The organism is Levilactobacillus suantsaii (assembly GCF_014069315.1).
GTDB lineage: Bacteria > Bacillota > Bacilli > Lactobacillales > Lactobacillaceae > Levilactobacillus > Levilactobacillus suantsaii.
This window is the reverse complement of the sequence record NZ_CP059603.1, coordinates 1,849,898-1,871,208: the sequence shown is the minus strand read 5'-3', so window position 1 is coordinate 1,871,208 and position 21,311 is coordinate 1,849,898. Positions and strand designations below refer to the sequence as shown.

Genomic DNA, 21,311 nt, shown 5'->3' with positions numbered 1-21,311 from the left:
AATAGCATACCTCGAAACAAAAAGCCAAAGCCCTGCGGACTCTGACTTTTTGCCCTAACTTATTGGCCAAGTTGGGTCGGCTTACTTCTTGTTATCGTCGTCGTGAACTTCATGGAAGTCCCCGTCAACGGTCCCGTCGTCCTTACCACCTTGGTTGGCATCGCCGTTAGTGCCTTGCGCACCGGCATCACCAGCCGTACCCTTAGCGTCGCCTTGGGCGTTTTGAGCTTGTTGGTATAACTTGACGGATAGATCCTGGACAATCTTAGTCAAATCATCCTTCTTGGTCTTCATGTCATCGAGGTTGTTCGCTTCTTGGGCCTTCTTTAAGGCATCACGAGCGTCTTGGGCCTTCTTGATTTCGTCATCGGAAACCTTACCCTTAACGTCCTTCAACGTCTTATCGGTCTGGAAGAGTAACTGGTCGACTTCGTTCTTGGTGTCGACTTCTTCCTTACGCTTCTTGTCGGCCGCTTCGTTTTCCTTAGCTTCCTTCATCATCTTTTCGACTTCGTCATCGGACAAGCCATCGGAACTCTTGATGGTAATCTTTTGTTCCTTGTTGGTTCCCGTATCCTTCGCCGAAACGTTCACAATCCCGTTCTTATCGATATCGAACGTGACTTGGATTTGAGGAACTCCCCGTGGGGCAGCTGGAATATCAGTCAGTTGGAAGTTACCCAACGTCTTGTTATCTGCCGCCATTGGCCGTTCACCTTGTAAGACGTGGATATCCACGGCTGGTTGGTTGTCGGCCGCCGTTGAGAAGACTTGTGACTTGCTGGTTGGGATGGTCGTGTTCCGGTCGATCAACTTAGTGAAGACACCACCCATGGTTTCAATCCCTAAGGAAAGTGGCGTGACATCCAAGAGGACAACGTCCTTAACGTCACCGGTGATGACCCCACCTTGGACCGCAGCCCCTAAGGCCACGGCTTCATCAGGGTTGATGGAGTGACTTGGTTCCTTACCCGTCCACTTTTGAACGGCTTCTTGAACGGCTGGAATCCGGGTGGACCCACCGTTTAAGATGACCACGTCAACGTCGGAAGCCTGTAAGTCGGCATCCTTCAAGGCGTTTTCGACTGGGACCCGCGTCTTTTCAACTAAGTCGGCCGTTAATTCGTTGAACTTAGCCCGAGTCAAGGACTTTTCCAAGTGCAGTGGGCCATTCTCGCCAGCGGAAATAAATGGCAAGCTGATTTGCGCTTCCGTAACTCCGGAGAGATCCTTCTTCGCCTTTTCAGCCGCGTCCTTCAACCGTTGTAAAGCCATCTTGTCCTTGGATAAGTCAATGCTATTGTCGTCCTTGAAGCCGGCAATTAACCAGTCCATGATCTTTTGGTCGAAGTCGTCCCCACCTAAGTGAGTATCCCCGTTAGTGGAGAGCACGTCGAAGACGCCATCCCCCAGATCCAAGATGGACACATCAAAGGTCCCACCACCAAGATCATAAACCATGATCTTTTCGTCTTTGTCTTGCTTATCCAAACCGTAAGCCAAAGCCGCAGCGGTTGGTTCGTTGATGATCCGTTTAACGTCTAAGCCAGCGATCTTCCCGGCATCCTTAGTGGCTTGCCGTTGGGCATCGTTGAAGTAGGCAGGGACCGTGATGACGGCCTGGCTGACCGTATCACCAATGTAGTCTTCCGCAAAGGACTTCAAGTGTTGCAAGATCATCGCGGAGATTTGTTCTGGCGTGTAATCCTTACCGTCAACGGTGACCTTGTAGCCAGATTCGCCCATGTGGCTCTTGATGGATGAAATGGTGTTCGGGTTGGTGATGGCTTGGCGCTTAGCCACTTCCCCAACTTGAGTTTCGCCGTCTTTAAACGCAACAACGGATGGCGTCGTCCGGGAGCCTTCCTTGTTCGCGATAATCTTTGGTGCGTTACCTTCTAGAACGGCAACGGCGGAGTTCGTCGTCCCCAAGTCAATTCCAATAATTTTGTTGCTTGCCATCAAAAATTCCCTCTTTTACTGTTAGATTTTTAAAGTTATTGCGCAACGTTTATTGTGCCACGACGACCATAGCCGGTCGTAACACCCGGTCCTTTAACTGATAGCCCTTTTGGAGGACCTGGACCACCGTTTCAGCCGGTTGGTCATCGCTGGCCGGCACCGTCTGGACGGCTTGGTGCAAGGTCGGGTCAAATTTCTGCCCCAGCGCTGCTACTTCAGTCACGTGATTGCGCTTCAGGGCATCTTCCAAGTGATCGTAGGTCATCTGAACACCCTTCTTCAGCCCCTGAGCCGCTTCGTCGGTCGCTTTCACAGCCAACGCGCGTTCGAGGTTGTCAATCACTGGTAAGACGTCCTTAGCCAATTGCTGGCCATCATACTTGATCAGTGTTGCCTGCTCCTTTTCAAAGCGAGTTTGCATATTTTGAATCTCAGCTTCAGCTCTGAGGTACTTGTCCTCCATATCAGCCGCCTTTTTTTGCTCGGCGGCTAGCTGAGTTGCCTGTGGATCAGGCTTCTTAGCGGCTTTTGCCGTTGCTTGTGCATCAGCAGTGGCCTGCTTAGCCTTGTCAGTCGGTGCCGCTGATTGCGATTGGTCCTCAGCCGACGTCGGTTGCTTTGGTTGTTGATCTTCAGCAGATGTTGGTTGCTTATCAGCCACGATAGAACCCCTTCCTTTCCGTTACTCATCATAGTGTCGGTAGTAATCCAGCAATTTCTTGGCGAGCTCCTCGCGGAAAGCCCCCAGCAGACCGATCATCCGCGAATATGGCATCCGCGTCGGCCCTAAAATCGCAATCATGCCCCGACCATGTTGGTTAACATCGTAAGTTGCGGTAATCAGACTATAATACCGCAAAGCATCGTTGGTCATTTCGTTACCGATCTGTACGGAAATGTTATCCCGCGGTTGTCCCAAAACGTCGGCGATGTCGTCGGTCTTATCAATCAACGAATATAACGCCTTGAGCGAATCCACATCGCTGTCCTGGGAGAAGTTCAATAGATTCAATCGGCCACCCACGTAGAAACGCTCCTGCGCCGCCCGGGTCAACACATCGCCAAAGATGTCCAAGAACCCTTGCGGACTTTGCAGATAATGCGTAATCTTCGCGGGAATGTCGGTCTGCAGTTTTTGTAACACTGCCGGGAGCGTCAAACCAACCAACTGGTCGTTGATCAACCGGACGACCGCCTCTAATTGTTCTCCGGTCACCGCTTCAGTAACATCAAACGTTTGATTCTCCACGTCGCCACTATCAGTGACCAAAATCGCCATAATCTGACGGTGACCCAACGGCACTAGCCGAAAGCCACTCAACCGGCTGTCTTTCAGCTCCGGTTTCAACGTAAACGCCGTGTAGCTGGTCAGATTCGATAGAATCGTCGCCGATTGCGAAATGATCTCATCGATCTTGTGAAAATCACCGCCAAGTGACGACTGAATCATGTTTAAGTCATTCGGCCGCAACGGGTCTGGCTTAACCAAGTGATCCACGTAATAGCGATAACCCTCCACCGATGGGATCCGGCCCGAAGACGAATGGGTCTTGCGAATCAGGCCCAATTCCTCTAGCGCCGCCATTTCATTACGAATCGTGGCCGAACTGACGTGAATGGGTAACTGCTTAGCTAGTGCCTTGGATCCCACCGGAACACCACTGTTGGTGAAATCACGGACAACGGCCCGCAAAATCATCATCTGTCTTTCTGACAGCATCACAATCACCCCTTTTTTAGCACTCACAATTTCAAGTGCTAAGACACATATACAATGTAGCAAACTCGCGTTTTTAAGTCAAGAAATCCAACAAGAAATTTAGCAATCTCTTTCGTTAAGTGCTAATTTACGGATTTTTTCCTTCCCAGTACGGTCTGCCGCCTAGTTCTGCTGACCGTGTTGGGCGAAGTAATCCCGGGTGTGGGCTTCGTCTCGCTGCAACTGTGCCACTAACCCTTCGGCACCGTCAAACTTGATTTCCCCCCGCAAGCGATGGTACCACTCGATAGCCACGGACTCACCATAAAGGTTGCCCTGAAAATCTAAGAGGTTCATCTCCACGGTGATCGGCCGGTCGTCACCAAAGGTTACGTTCCGTCCAACTGAGACCATCCCCGGGTACCAAATGGCCCCCACCTTTAAACGGGCGGTGTAGATGCCAATTCCGGGCAGCCACTCGTCTTCGGGAGCCAACACATTCGCCGTGGGGTACCCGATGGTTCGTCCCCGGGCTTCCCCGTGGACGACCAACCCGGTCGTACGGTAAGTATAGCCTAATAAGTCATTGACCGCATCGATATCGCCGTCGCCCATAGCCTGACGAATCCGGGTCGAGCTGACTTTCCCTGTTGCAAGAGTCATTTCGGGAACCGTCTCCACACTAAAACGCCCCTGAGCGTAATCGCTCAAGTTCGCCATCGTCGCGACGTCTTTTTTGCCGTAGGTGTGATCGAAACCCGCCACCGCGACCACCGTGTGAAACGGCACCAAATAGTGGTCAACAAATTCTTGGGGCGTCTGGGCGGCAAATTCACCCGTGTAGTTAACCCAAAAGACCCGGTCAACGCCCAGCCGTTCCAGCTGTTGGAGCTTACGTTTCTCGGGGCTCAAATACTTACGGTCATCGGCTGTCATTGGCCGGTAAACCAACGCGGGATGGTGGTCGTAGGTCAAAACTGCGAGTTTCACCCCGCGTTGTTGGGCCAAGGCCTTGGCTCGCTTGATCACGGCTTGATGCCCCCGGTGGACCCCATCAAAAAAGCCCATGGCTAAAACGACAGGATCTGCCGGAATTTTCTGCGGATCCAAAGGATGATGTATGCGAATAACTTCCATAACCGGCTGTTCTCTCCTTAATGTGCTTAATTCACCGCAAACATTTTGAGCGGTTTATACTGTTGCTTCTCATCTGACCACTGGTACAGACACTTGGTCTCATTTTCGTAGGTCAAAGCCAACACGGGGACCTTAGTTGGGGTTGCTTGGGCCACTTCTTGCGCGCTTAAGAAGACCCCATTTTTGACCAGTTGCCACAGCTTGGCCGACAACGCCACGTGGGGGTAAGCCCGCAACGCGTAATCGATGGGCCGTAAAATGCTGGCGAGGTCATCGGCTTCAACGGCCGCGGCAACCTGGTCTAACGTGACGGCTTGATCGAGCGTAAATCCGCCACTTTTCAGCCGGGTCAAGGTCGCCATCACGGCCGGTACCCCTAATTTACGACCGAGATCGACCGCGAGGGTCCGGACGTAAGTCCCTTTCGAACACCCAATTTCAAAAGCAATCGTCTGGGTTCCCGTGCTGGCGTCAAAGTCGCCGGCACCCGTCAGGGTAAAGTAATCCACCGTGACGGTTCTGGTGGGCCGTTCGACCGTTTCCCCGGCCCGGGCGTACTCGTACAATCGCCGCCCGTGAACCTTCACCGCCGAGTACATCGGCGGGGTCTGCTGGATGGTGCCCGTCAAGGTTTGGGCCGCTTCAGCCACCGCTGCGGCTGTAAACGGCGTGCTTAGTGGTTGACGCGCCACCTCGTCACCGTCCAAATCTTCAGTCGTAGTGGCAACGCCTAACGTCACCTTACCCCGGTAAACTTTGCCGGATGCCATAAGGTACGGCACGACCTTAGTGGCCGTCCCGACACAAATGGGTAAGACCCCATCAACGTTGGGATCCAGCGTACCGCTGTGACCCACGCGTTTGGTTTGTAAAATGTGGCGTAGTTTGGCCACACAGTCGAAGCTAGTCATGCCCCGTTCCTTGTGCAGGGGGATAATTCCGTTCATGAATGGGCCTCCGTTTCTCAAAAAAAAGGCCGGGGACAAAATTCCCCCGGCCCTTGCTTGCATTGCGTTTACATTTTGCGTCTCATTCTCGGGCCGTTGGGAAGCACGCAACTTGGTCACGTGTCGTCCCGTCAGCTCAGCTACGGTCGTTACTCGTGATCTTGACGGTGCAAATCGTTCAAGAGTTCGTCGATGCGACTCCCGTATTGTACAGACTTATCCCGTTCAAAGAAGAGTTCGGGCGTCTTGTAGATACTCAACCGGGACCCCAATTCGGAGCGAATCAGCCCCGTCGCCTTTTTCAGGCCCTGGGCGGTCTTCTCCGCCGACGATGCCTTGTCCGACAAGATACTGTAGTAAACGGTCGCCTCCTGCAGGTCACCCGTGACTTCGACACCCGTCACGGTCACGCCTTCCACGCGCGGATCACGCACCCGTTTGAGGAGAATATCCGTGACCTCGCGTTGTATCTCTTGTTCTAAGCGACCAACTCGATATTGTGCCATTGCGTTGTGCCTCCGTTCGTTATTTAACCGGAACTTCCTTCATGACGTACGCTTCGATCACGTCGTCCACTTTGATGTCGTTGTAGTTTTCAATCGTTAACCCGAGTTCATAACCCTGCTTAACTTCCTTCACGTCATCCTTAAAGCGTTTCAGACTGCCCAGCTTACCTTCGTAGACCACGACGTTATCACGAATCAAGCGGACATCACTGTCGGCCGTAATCTTACCATCAGTGACCATCCCACCGGCAATCGTCCCCACTTTAGAAGCGTGGTAGATTTGCCGAATTTCGACTTGACCAATCACTTGTTCTTCGTAGGTCGGTTCCAGCATCCCCTTCATCGCCGCTTCGATCTCATCGATGGCGTTGTAGATGACGTTGTGCAAGCGGATGTCGACCTTGTCGCTATCGGCTTGGGACCGTGCTTGTGGCGTTGGCCGCACGTTGAACCCGATAATGATGGCGTTCGACGCTTCAGCCAGCGTCACGTCACTTTCGTTGATGGCCCCAACGGCGGAGTGAATGATGTTGACCCGCACGCCAGAAACGTCAATCTTTTGCAAACTGCCCACTAAGGCCTCGACAGATCCTTGGACGTCGGCCTTGATGATGACGTCGACTTCCTTCATTTCGCCTTCCTTTAAGGAATCGAACAGGTTGTCCAACGTGACGTGGTTGGTGTTTTGGCGTTCCTTGACCAAGGCTTCCTTGGCCCGTTCTTCACCAGCAGCCCGCGCCGTTTTTTCGTCGTCGAAGACCACGAACCGGTCCCCGGCTTCGGGCACGTCGCTCAACCCCGTAATCTCAACCGGCGTCGATGGAACTGCCGCCTTGATGGCGCGGCCCCGCTCGTTGGTCATCGTCCGGACCCGGCCAAAGGTATTGCCGACCACAATTGGGTCGCCAACGTGTAAGGTCCCTTGTTGAACCAGTAAGGTCGCTACAGACCCTTTTCCTTGATCCAACCGGGCTTCAATCACAGAACCGGCCCCATTTTGTTCTGGGTTAGCCTTTAATTCCATGACTTCGGACTGCAGTAAAATCATGTCCAACAATTCATCGATGTTCTTGCCGAACTTCGCGGAAATGTTGACGAAGATGGTGTCGCCACCCCAGTCTTCAGGAATCAATTCGTATTCCGTCAATTGTTCCATGACGTGGTTCGGGTTGGCCCCCGGCTTATCGATCTTGTTGACCGCCACGATGATTGGCGTTCCCGCCGCCTTCGCGTGGTGAATGGCTTCGATAGTCTGCGGCATGACCCCATCATCAGCAGCGACCACCAAAATGGTGATGTCGGTGATTTCGGCACCGCGGGCCCGCATTTCAGTAAAGGCCGCGTGTCCTGGGGTATCCAAGAACGTGATCAGCTTATCGTTGTAGTGGACCTGATAAGCCCCGATATCTTGCGTGATCCCACCGGCTTCACCCGCCGTGATGTGCGAGTGCCGTAAGTGGTCCAACAAGGTCGTCTTCCCGTGGTCAACGTGGCCCATGATGGTCACAACTGGGGCCCGAGTTTCTTGATGGTCCTTGTTGGCCATCTCGGCATCAAAGGCCTTGTCGATATCGGAAACGTCGACTTGGACCTTTTCCTTGGCTTCGATGCCGTAGTCTTCGGCCAAAATCTCAATGGTATCCTTATCCAGAGATTGGTTCTGGTTGACCATCACACCCAGCATAAAGAGCTTCTTGACGATTTCGGCTGATGACCGGTGTAACAGCTTCGCTAAGTCTTGGGCATTCATGCCATCGCTATAGAGTAAGACTTCTGGTAAGGCCTTGTTCTTCCGCTCTGGTGCACCCTTGTGGTGGTTCACATCTTTAATCCGTTGGTTCTTCTTGTAACGATTATTATTGTTATTGCGGCGCCGATTATTCCGGTTGTTACGGTTATTGCGTCCGCCCCGGCTATTACGCCGGCCATTATTATTTGTATTATTATTCAAGCTTCCACCAAATCTGCCGGTCCCGGAGTTAGACGTCCCATGATGCTGTCCGGTCTGGCTATTATTATTTTTATTATTGTGTTGTGCATGATGCTGTTGCTGCCCCGTTGTCGCTTGGGACCGCTGTGTTGCGGCAGTCTTCGTCGTTTTTCGGGGAGCTTGGGACTGATGGCGGTCGGTCGCATGATGCGCCGACTGCTGCGCTGCGTGTTGTTGCGCATGAGCGTGGCCCTGTCGATGACCAGTGGTGTGCGCCGGTTTAGCGGGACGACTCGTTTTGGCTTGTGATTGGGGTTGCACAGCAGCCCGTAATTGACGTTCTTCGTTCTCGCCGAGCGTTGACATATGGTTCTTGACCGCGAAGCCTTTTTCCTCAGCCGTTGCGATCAATTTTTTACTGGAGACATTAAGTTCTTTTGCAAGTTCATAAATGCGCTTTTTCCCCATATCATCACTCTCCTTAATAAATTCGATCACGAGAACGTCAATGGTTAGTCAGCAAGTAATTGTTGTAACTTCCGGACGAATCCCGGATCGGTAATAGCAATGACCGTCCGCGCCGACCCAATCGCCGTGCTCAGTTGGTCTTTCGTAAAGGTCTCGTTTAACGCTACCTCATAGCTTGCCGCCTTATCGCGGAACTGTTTTTGGCTACTACTGCCGGCATCACTGGCCAGTAAGACCAGTTTAGCTGACCCGTTGCGAATCGCCGCGAGGACGAACGTTTCACCGGTAATGAGTTTTCCCGCTCGCCGGACGAGGCCTAATAATTGTAACGCACGTTGGGCATTAGTCATGGTCGAATAATTCCCGCCGTGCCTGTTGGTGATCCACGTAGGCAATCAAGTCATCGTAGAACTGGTCGTCGATCTTCACGCCAAAAACGTGGTCAAACGTCCGCTCTTTCTTGGCTTTTTTGGCGACGTCGACGTTCAAACTAATGTAAGCCCCCCGGCCGGATTGCTTCCCAGTCGGGTCCAAACTAACTTCTTGGGCTTGGTTACGCACCACGCGAACCAATTGTTTCTTCGGTGCCATCTCTCCGGTGACGATATCTTTACGCATCGGAATCTTTCGTTGTTTCATGGCTCCAAAACCTCCTTTAAGCTAGGGCCTAGTTGGCCGCGTCGTCATCCTGATCAGTAGTTGCATCATTCGTCGTTGCGGTATCGTCCGCCGCATCGTCGGTAGTTGCCGCAGAATCGGCACCGTCAGTCGCATCCGTTGTCGAAGCAGCCGACGTAACGTCCTCATCCGTTGCCGACGCATCATCAGTCGCGTCGTCGACCGGGGCATCCGTAGCAGAATCATCCGCCGGCGTCGTCTCCGCGTCAGCGTTTTGTTCAGCTTCCATTATAGCAGATGCTTCAGATTCTGATTTAATATCGATCTTATAACCGGTCAACTTGGCGGCCAACCGGGCATTTTGCCCCCGCTTACCGATGGCTAAGGATAACTGATAATCCGGCACAACGACTTCACAAGCCCGTTCGTTATTCGGGTCAAAGATGACGTCCAAGACTTCAGCCGGATTCAACGCATTGGCGATGAACTTAGCTTCGTCATCGGTCCATTCCACGATGTCCATGTTTTCGCCACCGAGTTCGTTCACGATGGTTTGGACCCGTTGTCCCCGGGGACCAACACTAGTTCCCACGGGATCGATGTCGGGGTTGTTCGACCGAACGGCAATTTTAGCGCGGTCGCCAGCTTCGCGGGCAATCGCCATGATTTCCACGGTCCCATCGTAGATTTCTGGTACTTCTTGTTCAAACAGGCGCTTCAGTAAGTCTGAAGCTGTCCGGCTGACGAAGACCTGGGGACCCTTGGTGGCATTTTCCACCCGGGTGACGTAGACCTTGATACGGTCATGAATCCGGTAGGTTTCGTTCGGCATCTGGTCTTGACGGCCCATGACGGCTTCGACCTTCCCCAGATTGACGTAAACGAACCGGGTATCTTGACGTTCAACTTCTCCCGTGACGATTTCGTTTTCATACTGGCTGTATTGGTCGTAGATGATATTACGTTCAGCTTCACGGACCCGTTGCATAATAACCTGTTTAGCCGTTTGCGCGGCAATCCGACCAAAGTTCTTGGGCGTGACCTCAAATTTGATATCGTCGCCTAATTCGTAGCCCTTATTGATTGCTAAAGCTTCGTCTAAGCTAACTTCCAAGCGAGAATCGTAGACCTGATCGACGACCTTCTTCACGGCAAAGACGTGAATGTCTCCCTTGCGTTGGTCAAAGTTGACTTCCACGTTTTGGGCTTGGTCGTAATTGCGCTTGTAGGCGGACACTAAGGCCGCTTCTAGGGCTTCAATCACGATTTCTTTTTTGATACCCTTTTCGGTTTCGAGGACGTCTAGGGCGCCCAGTAGTTCTTTACTCATGTTGTCTTTCGCTCCTTAAAATTTAGAACTTAATGGCTAACCGTGCCTGTGCAATGGCCGTGCGGGGAATCTCAAAGGTCTTGAAACGCCCCTTTAAGTTGACCCGTAAATCCAGTTGCTCGGCAGTCAATTTTTCTAGCGTTCCTTCGTAGACCTTGCTAGGACCAATCTTTTGGTACAAGGATACGTGGATGTATTGCCCGACGGCCCGTTCAAAGTCGGCCGGCTTCTTCAATGGCCGTTCAGCACCCGGCGACGACACTTCCAAGAAATACGCCTGGGGAATCGGATCTGGATCGATGGCATCCAGTTGTTCCGACAATTCATCACTCACGGTCGCACACTCTTCAATGCTAATGCCCACGGGCTTATCAATATAGACGCGTAGATACCAACCCTGACCCTCTTTTACGAATTCCACATCAACCAATTCGAACTGATGACGGGCAACGATTGGTTGAACCAAGTTCGTCACGGTCTCGACGACTGTACTCAAATAAATTCCGCCTCCTATATTTATCCATTAAAAAGAGTGAGCATGGCTGCTCACTCATTTAAAAACGAGTTTAATTACATTCTTAACTTTACTACAGTTACCGGTAGATTGCAACTCTTGCGCCCGTTTACGCACTCGTTCCCAAGACGATGATGAATCCCGCTAACGTAATAAATTCAAACACTAGAAAATCCAACTGGGCCAACTCCAAGTGGCGTAACGCCAAGACCTTCCCTAAGGTCAGGCAAAACGCCACCAGGAAGTACGCAATGACCAGAGCCAGAAACGGGCGTGCAATCACACTAGCCACCAGGCCACAAAAGACGTAACCCGACACGATCAAACAATACCCCAGAAAAAAGATCCAACCATCTGGTAACCGAATAAATTGCTGTAACATGGTGAACACCCGCCTTCGTGATTAACTTGTTCAAGAGTTATTGAACTTCTCAACTTTAGTATATCACGTTTTAAGGGTTTTGAAAGCGTTTACTCACCCGTAAATCCGGCAAATTAAGGGTTACATTAAATCATCGAACAGGCTGAGCTGGTTCTCGTCTGGCAGTCCCTGTAAGACGCCATTCTCAGTCATGAAGTCGATCAACGTCTTGGAGACTTTCCCCCGCTTAGCCAAGTCTTCCTTGGAAATAAACGGCCGGTCGTTTCTAGCAGCCACAATCTGTTTGGCCACGTTCAACCCCAGCCCTGGAGCAGCCCGGAACGGTGCAATCAAGGTGTTACCCTCGATGATCCAGTTGGCCGCATCGGATTTTTCCAAGTCAATCATCTTGAACTCAAAGCCCCGTTCCAGCATTTCGTTAGCCAGTTCGAGCACGGTCAGCAGGTTCTTGTCCTTTGCTGACGCGTCCATCCCCTGGTCATTGATGGCCTTCATGGCTGCTTTGACCGCCGTCTTTCCTTGCGACATGGCCACGACGTCAAAGTCATCGGCCCGCACGGAGAAGTATGCCGCGTAATAAATAATCGGGAAGTAGACCTTGAAGTACGCCACCCGTAACGCCATCAAGACGTAAGCGGCCGCGTGGGCCCGGGGGAACATGTACTTGATCTTCAAACACGAGTCGATGTACCACTCAGGTACGTCGGTGGCCCGCATCTTATCCTGCCACTCGTCCTTGATGCCCCGACCGTGCCGGACCTGTTCCATGATTTGAAACGAGGTTTCGGAGTCCAAGCCGTAGTTGATCAAGTCGGTCATGATGTTATCCCGACACCCGATAACGTTGGCAATCGTCGCCGTGCCGTTTTTAATCAGCTCGTCCGCATTACCTAACCACACATCGGTCCCGTGAGACAACCCGGAAATCTGTAATAGTTGGGAGTAGTTCTGTGGGTGAGTCTGTTCCAACATCCCCCGCACGAACCGGGTCCCAAATTCCGGGACCCCCAGTGTCCCCGTCTTGGATTGAATCTGCTCGGGTGTCACGCCCAGCGAATCTGTCCCGGAGAACAAGGCCATCACGCCTGGATCATCCATGGGAATCGTGGTCGGGTCGACCCCGGACAGGTCTTGCAAGGTCCGGATCATAGTCGGGTCATCGTGTCCCAGAATATCGATTTTCAAGATGTTATCGTGAATCGAATGGAAATCGAAGTGGGTCGTTTGCCAGGCGGCGTTTTGGTCGTCAGCCGGGTACTGGATCGGTGTGAAGTCGTAAATGTCCATGTAGTCCGGCACAACGATAATCCCGGCCGGGTGTTGGCCGGTGGTCCGTTTGACCCCGGTCGCCCCCTTGGCAAGGCGGTCGATTTCGGCCCCACGGAAGGTCTGTTCCGTGTCGCGCTCGTAAGCTTTAACATAGCCGTAAGCCGTCTTGTCGGCCACGGTCCCAATCGTTCCGGCCCGGTACACGTTCTTCTCACCGAACAAAACTTTGGTGTAGTTATGGGCAATCGGTTGGTAGTCCCCAGAGAAGTTCAAATCGATATCGGGGACCTTGTTCCCCTTGAACCCTAAGAAGGTTTCAAACGGGATGTTATGACCGTCACCGATCATCAAGGTACCACACTTCGGGCACTTCTTTTCGGGCAAATCGTAGCCGGAACTATATTCCCCTTTGGTATAGAAGTGCGAATATTGACAGTTCGGACAACGGTAGTGCGGTGGCAACGGGTTGACCTCGGTGATTCCGGTCAGGGTGGCAACCACACTGGACCCCACGGACCCCCGCGACCCAACCAAGTACCCGTCCTTGTTGGACTTGGCAACTAACCGTTGGGCAATCAAATAAATCACGGAGAACCCGTTACCGATAATGGACTTCAACTCCCGGTCGACCCGGTGTTGGACCAGTTCTGGTAAGGGATCCCCGTACCAAGCGTGGGCCGTGGCCATAGTCCGCTCGCGGATTTCGTCTTCGGCACCGGCCATCCGCGGCGTGTACAGTTTGTCTTTTAACGGGTGAATCTCATCGATTTCGTCCGCAATCTTCTGGGTGTTGGTGACCACGATCTCTTGGGCCGTTTGCTCGTCCAAAAATGAGAATTGGTCGAGCATCTCGTTAGTGCTCAAAAACGGCACCGGCGGTAACTCCTGGCGATTCAGCGGGTTAGCGCCCCCCTGCGAATGGATCAAAATCTTCCGGTAAATCGCATCGTTGGGGTTCAAGTAGTGCACATCGCCAGTCGCGACCACTGGCTTTCCCAGCTCGTGACCCAGGTCGATGATATTTTGAATGATTTCGTGGAGGTGGTCTTTATCCGCAATCAAGCCCGAATCCAATAACGGTTGGTAAGCCTGTGGCGGTTGGACTTCCAGGTAATCGTAGTACTTGGCCTTAGCTTCGGCTTCGACCTTTCCCTTTTGCATCATCGCCGTAAAGACTTCGCCTGACGAACAAGCCGAGCCGACGATCAGACCCTCACGGTAGTGTTCGAGAATGCTACGAGGAACCCGCGGTACCCGGTAGAAATAATTCACATTTGATTCGGAGACCAGCTTGAACATGTTCTTCAATCCGGCCTGCGTCTTGGCCAGAATAATGGCGTGACTCGGCCGCGCGTGCTTGTACGCATCGTTATCGGTCATGTGATCATTCAATTGGTCGTGGTACTGGACGTGATAACGTTCCTCGGCGTCCTTCAAGAACAGGTAATTCAGATGACCAGTCGACTCCGCATCGTAAACGGCCCGGTGATGGTGTTCCAAACTGACGTGGAAGCGTTTGGCTAGCGTGTTCAACCGGTAGCTCTTAAGCGTCGGGTACAACCAACGCGCTAGGGTCAGGGTATCAATGATCGGGTTACCAATCTCTGGCATCCCATGCCGCTTATAACCAGTATTCATGAAGCCCACGTCAAACGTGACGTTATGTCCCACGATGATGGCGTCGCCACAGAACTCGCGAAAGGCCGCAAAAACGTCCTTTTCACTCTTAGAGCCGGCCACCATATCGTCGGTGATACTGGTCAGATTCGTGGTCTGTTCGGACAACGGGAAGCCCGGATCGATAAACTCTTCGAACTGGTCAACGACGTTTTTATGTTGCATCTTGACCGCCGACAATTCGATGACCTTATCATAAATGGCGGACAGGCCCGTCGTTTCCACGTCAAAGACCACGTAAGTCGCACCATCTAACGGCGTGTGGGCACTATTATAGCCAATTGGGACCCCATCATCGACCAGGTTAGCTTCGACCCCATACAGCATCTTGACGCCCGCTTTCGAGGCCGCATTAAAGGCAGCGGGAAAACCTTGGACGTCGGCGTGGTCTGTAATGGCCAGTGCGGGCATCCCCCACTTCTTGGCCTGGTCCACAAAATCCCCAATAGGATTAGTCGCGTCCATCTGGCTCATCGTGGTGTGCAGATGGAGTTCCACGCGCTTCTGGTCAGCGGGCGCTGTGTCTCGGCGGCTCGCGTGCTTGACTTGGTTGATGTCGTAGGCGTTCAACGCCAAATCCCGCATGAAGCTGTCTTCCTGGACACTCCCCCGAACCTTGACCCAGTCGCCTTCATTGACCCCAGCGAACTGAGCCTCATCTTCGGCGCCACGGGAAAACTTCTTCACCACGATGGACGAGGTGTAGTCCGTGATCTTTAAGGTCAGCAGTTGCCGACCCGACCGTAACTTCCGGATTTCTTTGTCGAAAATATAACCTTCGACCACTACTGAACGTTCTTCCTGGGTGATGTCGGCCATCTGCATAATTGGTTGATCACCCTTGATGGTCTTCCCAATTTGAGTCGGCCCACTAGCGGGTTGAACCTCACCGCTTTGCTGTTGACTTTGGCGTTTCTGATTGGCCTTTTGAATCGCTGCAGCGGCTTGCTGGGCCAACTGCGCATCGGTCTTTTCCCGTTGGGCCTTAAACTCCTCAATCTTAGCTTGCGATTGAGATTCGTCGACCATCACCTGGATGTTGAATTTGGGGAACCCGGCCTGCCGGTACGTGGCTTCCAATGGCCCCAAGGCCTGGTTCTGCAAAAAGTCCTTGATGACTTCGTTTTTCGCGTACAGCAAAACCCGATTGCCGGCATCTAATTCGGGAACCCGTGATTGGCGCAACTCTTGCACCAGATTGTTAGTCAGTCCACTATTTTGGACCACCCACAACCAGTAATCTCCCAGAGCCCGGTTAGTCAACTGTGCGTCGGTCGTGATGAAACTAGCCGAGACCGTCGCAATATCGTGAAAAGCCACCTGTAATTTTTGGTGGAACGTGACGAACGTTTCGTATGGGAGAATCTGTGGGAACTGTAAGTAAAAATGCCAGCGCCGCGACTTTTCGTGTACGGTCAAACGTTCCAAAGTGGCCGTCTTAAAATTCTCCTGATCAGCCCACTGGCTGAGTCCTAACTGTTGTAATAACTTCTCAAATAAGCTATGCCGATCTTCGTCCACGAGAAAACTCCTTCCTCCTATTTCTGCCGTCGAAAAAAGACCAGCCAACCCGAACTGGTCTTTTCACGGGAAAATTAATCGTTATCCTTGAATAAGATTTCCATGGTGCTGGCCACTTCATCTTTAATGACTTCAACCGTTTCCCCGGTTTTTCGAATCTTGATTTCGACGATTCCTTCGCCAGCCTTTTTACCGACCGTGATGCGCGCCGGAATCCCAATCAAATCGGAATCGGCGAACTTAACGCCCGGCCGTTCCTTGCGGTCATCCACTAAGACCCGGTAACCGGCTGCGGTCAATTGTTTTTCTAAGTCCTGCGACAGTTCCGCCTGTTCGGCCTTTTTCAAGTTGACCGGAATCAGGTGAATGTCATACGGGGCAATGCTACGCGGCCAAACCAGGCCGTTCTCATCAGCATTTTGTTCGGCCACCGCCGACAACAACCGACTGACTCCAATCCCGTAAGAGCCCATGACGACTGGCTTTTGCCGGCCATTCTCATCCAACACCGTAGCGCCTAAGGCCTTGGAATACCGAGTCCCTAACTTAAAGATGTGGCCAATTTCAATCCCCTTAGTAAACTTCAAGACCCCGGCACCATCCGGCGATAAATCGCCTGGTTGAACGGTCCGTAAATCCGCATAGGCGTCGACCCGAAAGTCGCGATCAACGTTGGCATTCGTGTAATGGTGGCCATCTTCGTTCGCCCCAACTGCCACGTTGACCATATCGCCCACGTACTGGTCAGCCAAGATCTTGACGTCATCCCCAACACCGACCGGTCCCAGTGACCCAAAGTTAGCGCCCAAGTATTTCTGGGCGTCTTCAGCCGTGGCCGGGTCCAGGTAGTCGGCATTTAAGTAGTTCTTCAACTTGGTCTCATTGACCTCGTGGTCACCGCGGACCAAGACTAAGACGGGTTGGTCCTTGTTCGCCATGTAGAACATGGTCTTGACCAATGTGTTGGCCTTGACCTGCAAGAAATCGGCCAAGTCATCAATGCTGTGGACCCCCGGCGTGTCAATCTTCTTTAAATCGGCCAACGGCGCGTGGGACTTCTTACTGATGAAGAGGCTCTTGGCCATCTCCAGGTTGGCCGCGTAATCAGACGCGTCGGAATAGACGATGGTGTCTTCACCGACGGGCGCAATCGCGGAGAACTCCTTGGAATCACTGCCGCCCATGGCACCCCCATCACCCACGATAGCCCGGTAGTTCAAGCCGATACGGTTAAAGATGCGTTCATAGGCACCTTCCATTTGATCGTAGATGCGGTCCAGGTCCTCATCATTTAAGGTAAAGGAATACCCATCTTTCATGATAAATTCGCGGCCCCGCAGTAACCCATACCGCGGCCGGTCTTCATCCCGATACTTCGATTGGATTTGATACATGACAAGAGGCAATCGTTTGTACGACTTAACGGCATCCCGCACTAACATGGTGTAGGTCTCTTCGTGCGTTGGCCCCAAGATGAAATCACTATCGTGCCGATTCTTGAATTTAAATAAGTTCGGCCCATAGGTGTCGTAACGGCCAGACTCCTTCCACAAAGAGGCCGGTAAGACTGCCGGCATCAAGGTTTCCACGGCATCAATCTTGGCCATTTCCTCGCGAATAATCGTTTCAATGTTAGTCAAGACCTGATAAGCCAGCGGTAAGTAGGCGTACATCCCCGCCGTGACCTGCCGAATGTACCCGGCCCGCAGCATCATCTGATGGCTGAGGGCTTCCGCATCGTTCGGGACCTCTTTCAAAGTTGGAATGAGTAGTTTAGATTGCTTCATAGTTAAATATTCCCTTCTCGTTACGTCCTAAATCACCGAATAAAGTAGCGTTCGATATCGTTCCAAGTTACCAACAGCATCAGGAGGACCAAAAAGGCCACCCCAACCAAGGTAATCCCTGCTTCCACGTTTTCGGAGAGTGGTTTACGGCGAACGGCTTCAATTAGGTTTAATAATATTTTACCACCATCCAAGGCTGGAATTGGTAATAAATTGACAATCGCTAAGTTGATCGATAAGAAAGCCAAAAAGTTCAAGATACCGACTAGTCCCAACTGGGTGGCCTGAGACGTCGTCGCAAAGATAGCGACCGGCCCGCCCAAGTCGTTTAAACTAAAGTGGCCGGAGACCATGTGCCACAGCGCCCCGAAGAGTAACTTGGTCATGGTCCAAGTCTGGGTAAAACCAGAAACCAAAATGGCACCGATGTTTTTATCCTGCGATTGGGTGATGCCAATCATTCCCACGGTCTTGCCGTTCGACTTTTGGCCCTGCGGCGTGAGCGTGATTTTTTGGGTCTTGCCATTGCGGTTCACGGTCAGTGTGGTCCGCTTATTGGCCCGAGGCTGAATGGCTTCGCTCAAGGCCGTCCAATCTTTGGTCCGCTGGCCTTCAACCGCGAGAATCTTGTCCCCGGTCTTAACGCCCGCCTTTTGAGCAACGGTCACCGGCGACCCGGAGACTTGAATCTGATTGGTCCCGGTGACCACGCCCCCTTGGGCCAACGACATCAACATAAAGGCCACGATTGCCAACAAAATGTTATTCATCGGGCCAGCAAAGTTGGTCATCAACCGGCGCCCTAACGAGGCCGATGGGAACTGGACATCGCGTGGCGCGATTCTTAATTCGGTCCCATCAGATTCAATAATCGTGGCGTCATGCGCTACTGAATAACGTTTAACTGCTGATTCATCCCCGTTTTCGTAGCCTTCGATCCAGAGGTCATTTTCCAAATCTGTTGCCGTGACTTCCAGTGGGATTCCATTGAACAACGTTGATTTCTTGCTAGTATTGATTCGTTCAACGGTACTGTCAGCGCCAACGTATAAGCTCACCGGTGTCCCCGGTTTGAGTTCTTCTTCGTCATCTTCAGCTCCGGCCATCCGCACGTAACCACCCACTGGCAAAAGACGCAACGTATAAGTTGTCCCGTCCTTACCCCGGTGATAAACGAGCTTGGGGCCCATCCCAATCGAAAATTCGCGCACGAGTACGCCACCGCGTTTGGCAAAATAAAAATGGCCAAATTCGTGTACAATCACGAGGATGCCGAAGACAATGATAAAGGCAATAATCGTTGTAATCACAGATTTCGTCCCTTTCTCAGTCCGTAAATTATCCTTGTGTCATCATAAATCGCTGTCTCATAGCATACCCTAGCCCCGGAACCAACGCAAGGCAAGAGCCAACTTCCGATTTAGATTAACCCAAATAGGTGAATGACTGGCAGAACTAACAGTAAACTATCAAACCGGTCCAAAATTCCCCCGTGACCAGGTAAGATCCGGCCAGAATCCTTGACCCCGTAATACCGTTTCAAGGCCGATTCAACCAGGTCACCGAACTGCCCCACGATAGAAAAGAGTAACGTGAGAATGATCATCGTAAAGAGACTGTAATGGCCAATCGGGAAGAACGCCCAGAACACGGAACCAATAATGGTGGCGACTAACGACCCACCAATAGACCCTTCCCAGGTCTTGTTCGGACTGATGTGGGGTGCGAGCTTGTGTCGCCCAAATTTTCGGCCGAGCATGTACGCCCCTGAGTCGGTGGTCCACACGATAAACAACGCGTAAAGCAACGCCACTAAGCTGACGGCCCGCGCCGCGATGAAATAGTGAAAGCCCATCCCGATATAGAGCATACTCAATGTGATGACCCCGGCGTCGTCAAACGAGAACCGGTTGCGGGAAACCACGGTCCGCAACAAGAGCAGCATGACGAACAGGTAGGTGATGTACCACGGGTTCAAGTGCCCCGGTAAATTGGTCCATAAAGTATTGGGCGCAATCACCACCAAGATTCCCAGCCCGGAAATCCAAGCTTCGGGACTGACCAGCAACTTTTTCCGCATCACTAAGACTTCCGACAACGCCACCAACCCTAAGGCGAAGGCTGCGATATCGATCCACACATGACCGGCGATGATAATCGGAATAAAGATGATTAAGGCCACAACCGCCGTAATAACCCGTTGTTTCATAATTTACGCTCCTCAATAAGACAAAATTTAAGTTCGTTACTTCGTTAGCCCACCAAACCGGCGATGCCGTTGTTGATACTGATAGATGGCCTGTTCCAAGGTCGTCTGGTCAAAATCTGGCCAGTGGACCTGCATGAAGACAAATTCACTGTAGGCGACCTGCCATAACATGAAATTCGACAGACGTTCTTCGCCACTGGTCCGAATCAGTAGATCTGGATCCTGTAAGTCGCCTAGACTGGCCGTCATCAACTGTTGGGTAATGTGGTCCTCATCGATATCGGCCGGCTTTAGCGTCCCTGCCTGGACCTGCTGGCCCAACGTCTGCATAGCCGTCGCAATTTCGGCGCGACCGCCATAGTTCAAGGCAAAGTTGAGCACCATGCCCGTACAGTCTTTCGTATCCGCAATGGCGTTGGCCACGGCCGTGCGGGTGGCTTGCGGTAAAGCCTCGGTGTAGCCCATGACCCGCACCCGGATATTATTTTTGACCAAATCAGGCACGAAGGTCCCGAAGAAGTCCACGGGCAACTTCATCAGGTAGTTCACTTCCGCCGTCGGTCGTTTCCAATTTTCGGTCGAAAAGGCATACAACGTCAGCACTTTGACCCCCAGTTGACTGGCTGCCTTGGCCACGGTCTTGACCGTGTTCATACCTTGTTTATGGCCCGCGACCCGCGGCAGATGCCGTTGCTGGGCCCAGCGACCGTTCCCGTCCATAATAATGGCAATGTGGGCGGGGATGTTGTCTTCGTCGAGTTGCGCTTCCGCCACCTCGCCGGTTTGTTGATCTTTATTTAAAAATGAGAACACAGTGCACCTCCATTGCTCTTTACAACCTCTCATCTTAACAAAAAAAGGGCCAGGATACTATCCTAGCCCCGAAATTGAGCGAAAACTTTAGCTTTGCGTTGACTACTCGATTAACCGCCACTCGCCGCGCTTCGCATCGACTAACGTGCCAAAATAGCTCAAGAGGTTGTTGGCGTCATCGGCGCTCACACTCCCCAACATATTTAAGCCTTCGCCAGTCGGAATCGGATCGGATAAATCGGTAATCTCGTTGCCGTTCTCAATCGTTGCCTTCGAGAAAGCGACAATCCAATCGTCCCCAATCAATTGAGTAACCACGAAGAACAGGTTGAAGTCGTCACTGACAAACGCCGGTTGAGCGTAGACCCCGTCTTGGATCTCCTGTAATTCGGCCCCATTGTAGTTTAAGACCGAGACGTTCTCGGCGTTGACCGGGTTATTCAACCGGAACACCATTTTCCCAAATTCTTTAGAACCCGGGGTAATTTCAACGTTATCTTGATCTTGTTGATTGTCTTCTGCCATCATTCAGCACTCCCTAT

At 52.1% G+C, this 21,311-nt stretch carries 18 protein-coding genes; all 18 read right to left on the bottom strand.

Features of this window, described 5'->3' with window-relative positions:
• Positions 1 to 81: 81 nt before the first annotated feature.
• The 18 genes from dnaK to H3M12_RS08590 all read right to left on the bottom strand — a co-directional run bounded on the left by dnaK (position 82) and on the right by H3M12_RS08590 (position 21,294).
• The gene (gene dnaK / locus H3M12_RS08675; protein ID WP_129031524.1) at positions 82 to 1,962 is read right to left on the bottom strand and encodes a molecular chaperone DnaK; all 1,881 of its coding nucleotides are present in this window, start codon (positions 1,960 to 1,962) and stop codon (positions 82 to 84) included.
• A 49-nt stretch (positions 1,963 to 2,011) separates the two neighbouring features.
• Positions 2,012 to 2,623, bottom strand: a complete 612-nt coding sequence (gene grpE / locus H3M12_RS08670; protein WP_129031525.1) for a nucleotide exchange factor GrpE — start codon at positions 2,621 to 2,623, stop codon at positions 2,012 to 2,014.
• Positions 2,624 to 2,644: 21 nt separating this feature from the next.
• Positions 2,645 to 3,682 (bottom strand): heat-inducible transcriptional repressor HrcA, encoded by a 1,038-nt coding sequence (hrcA, locus tag H3M12_RS08665; RefSeq protein WP_129031526.1) that lies wholly within the window; start codon positions 3,680 to 3,682, stop codon positions 2,645 to 2,647.
• Positions 3,683 to 3,844: 162 nt separating this feature from the next.
• Complete coding sequence (gene ribF / locus H3M12_RS08660; RefSeq protein WP_129031527.1) at positions 3,845 to 4,798, bottom strand: riboflavin biosynthesis protein RibF; 954 nt, start codon at positions 4,796 to 4,798, stop codon at positions 3,845 to 3,847.
• Positions 4,799 to 4,824: 26 nt separating this feature from the next.
• On the bottom strand, positions 4,825 to 5,745 hold the full coding sequence (gene truB / locus H3M12_RS08655; RefSeq protein ID WP_129031528.1) for a tRNA pseudouridine(55) synthase TruB: 921 nt from the start codon (positions 5,743 to 5,745) through the stop codon (positions 4,825 to 4,827).
• Positions 5,746 to 5,894: 149 nt separating this feature from the next.
• A complete protein-coding gene (gene rbfA / locus H3M12_RS08650; protein WP_129031529.1) occupies positions 5,895 to 6,251 on the bottom strand; it encodes a 30S ribosome-binding factor RbfA in 357 nt (118 codons plus the stop codon).
• 19 nt (positions 6,252 to 6,270) lie between these two features.
• Positions 6,271 to 8,649 carry a translation initiation factor IF-2 gene (infB, locus tag H3M12_RS08645; protein WP_129031530.1) on the bottom strand — a complete coding sequence of 793 codons (2,379 nt, stop codon included), beginning with the start codon at positions 8,647 to 8,649 and terminating at the stop codon, positions 6,271 to 6,273.
• A 44-nt stretch (positions 8,650 to 8,693) separates the two neighbouring features.
• Positions 8,694 to 8,999 (bottom strand): L7Ae/L30e/S12e/Gadd45 family ribosomal protein, encoded by a 306-nt coding sequence (locus tag H3M12_RS08640; RefSeq protein WP_129031531.1) that lies wholly within the window; start codon positions 8,997 to 8,999, stop codon positions 8,694 to 8,696.
• On the bottom strand, positions 8,992 to 9,288 hold the full coding sequence (gene rnpM, locus H3M12_RS08635) for an RNase P modulator RnpM (RefSeq protein ID WP_129031532.1): 297 nt from the start codon (positions 9,286 to 9,288) through the stop codon (positions 8,992 to 8,994). The genes H3M12_RS08640 and rnpM overlap by 8 nt, the downstream gene beginning before the upstream one ends.
• A gap of 28 nt (positions 9,289 to 9,316) precedes the next feature.
• Positions 9,317 to 10,597: a transcription termination factor NusA gene (gene nusA / locus H3M12_RS08630; protein WP_129031533.1), complete on the bottom strand. Its 1,281-nt coding sequence runs from the start codon at positions 10,595 to 10,597 to the stop codon at positions 9,317 to 9,319.
• 22 nt (positions 10,598 to 10,619) lie between these two features.
• A complete protein-coding gene (rimP, locus tag H3M12_RS08625; protein WP_182150629.1) occupies positions 10,620 to 11,093 on the bottom strand; it encodes a ribosome maturation factor RimP in 474 nt (157 codons plus the stop codon).
• 127 nt (positions 11,094 to 11,220) lie between these two features.
• A complete protein-coding gene (locus H3M12_RS08620) occupies positions 11,221 to 11,493 on the bottom strand; it encodes a hypothetical protein (RefSeq protein ID WP_129031535.1) in 273 nt (90 codons plus the stop codon).
• Positions 11,494 to 11,613: 120 nt separating this feature from the next.
• A complete protein-coding gene (locus H3M12_RS08615) occupies positions 11,614 to 15,960 on the bottom strand; it encodes a PolC-type DNA polymerase III (protein ID WP_182150628.1) in 4,347 nt (1,448 codons plus the stop codon).
• A 74-nt stretch (positions 15,961 to 16,034) separates the two neighbouring features.
• Entirely contained in the window at positions 16,035 to 17,747 is a 1,713-nt protein-coding gene (locus H3M12_RS08610) for a proline--tRNA ligase (RefSeq protein WP_182150627.1), read from the bottom strand.
• A gap of 32 nt (positions 17,748 to 17,779) precedes the next feature.
• A complete protein-coding gene (gene rseP / locus H3M12_RS08605; RefSeq protein ID WP_129031538.1) occupies positions 17,780 to 19,057 on the bottom strand; it encodes an RIP metalloprotease RseP in 1,278 nt (425 codons plus the stop codon).
• Positions 19,058 to 19,167: 110 nt separating this feature from the next.
• On the bottom strand, positions 19,168 to 19,956 hold the full coding sequence (locus H3M12_RS08600; RefSeq protein ID WP_129031539.1) for a phosphatidate cytidylyltransferase: 789 nt from the start codon (positions 19,954 to 19,956) through the stop codon (positions 19,168 to 19,170).
• A 36-nt stretch (positions 19,957 to 19,992) separates the two neighbouring features.
• Complete coding sequence (locus tag H3M12_RS08595) at positions 19,993 to 20,769, bottom strand: isoprenyl transferase (RefSeq protein WP_170954934.1); 777 nt, start codon at positions 20,767 to 20,769, stop codon at positions 19,993 to 19,995.
• Positions 20,770 to 20,871: 102 nt separating this feature from the next.
• On the bottom strand, positions 20,872 to 21,294 hold the full coding sequence (locus H3M12_RS08590; RefSeq protein WP_129031541.1) for a hypothetical protein: 423 nt from the start codon (positions 21,292 to 21,294) through the stop codon (positions 20,872 to 20,874).
• Between the last annotated feature and the right edge of the window lie 17 nt (positions 21,295 to 21,311).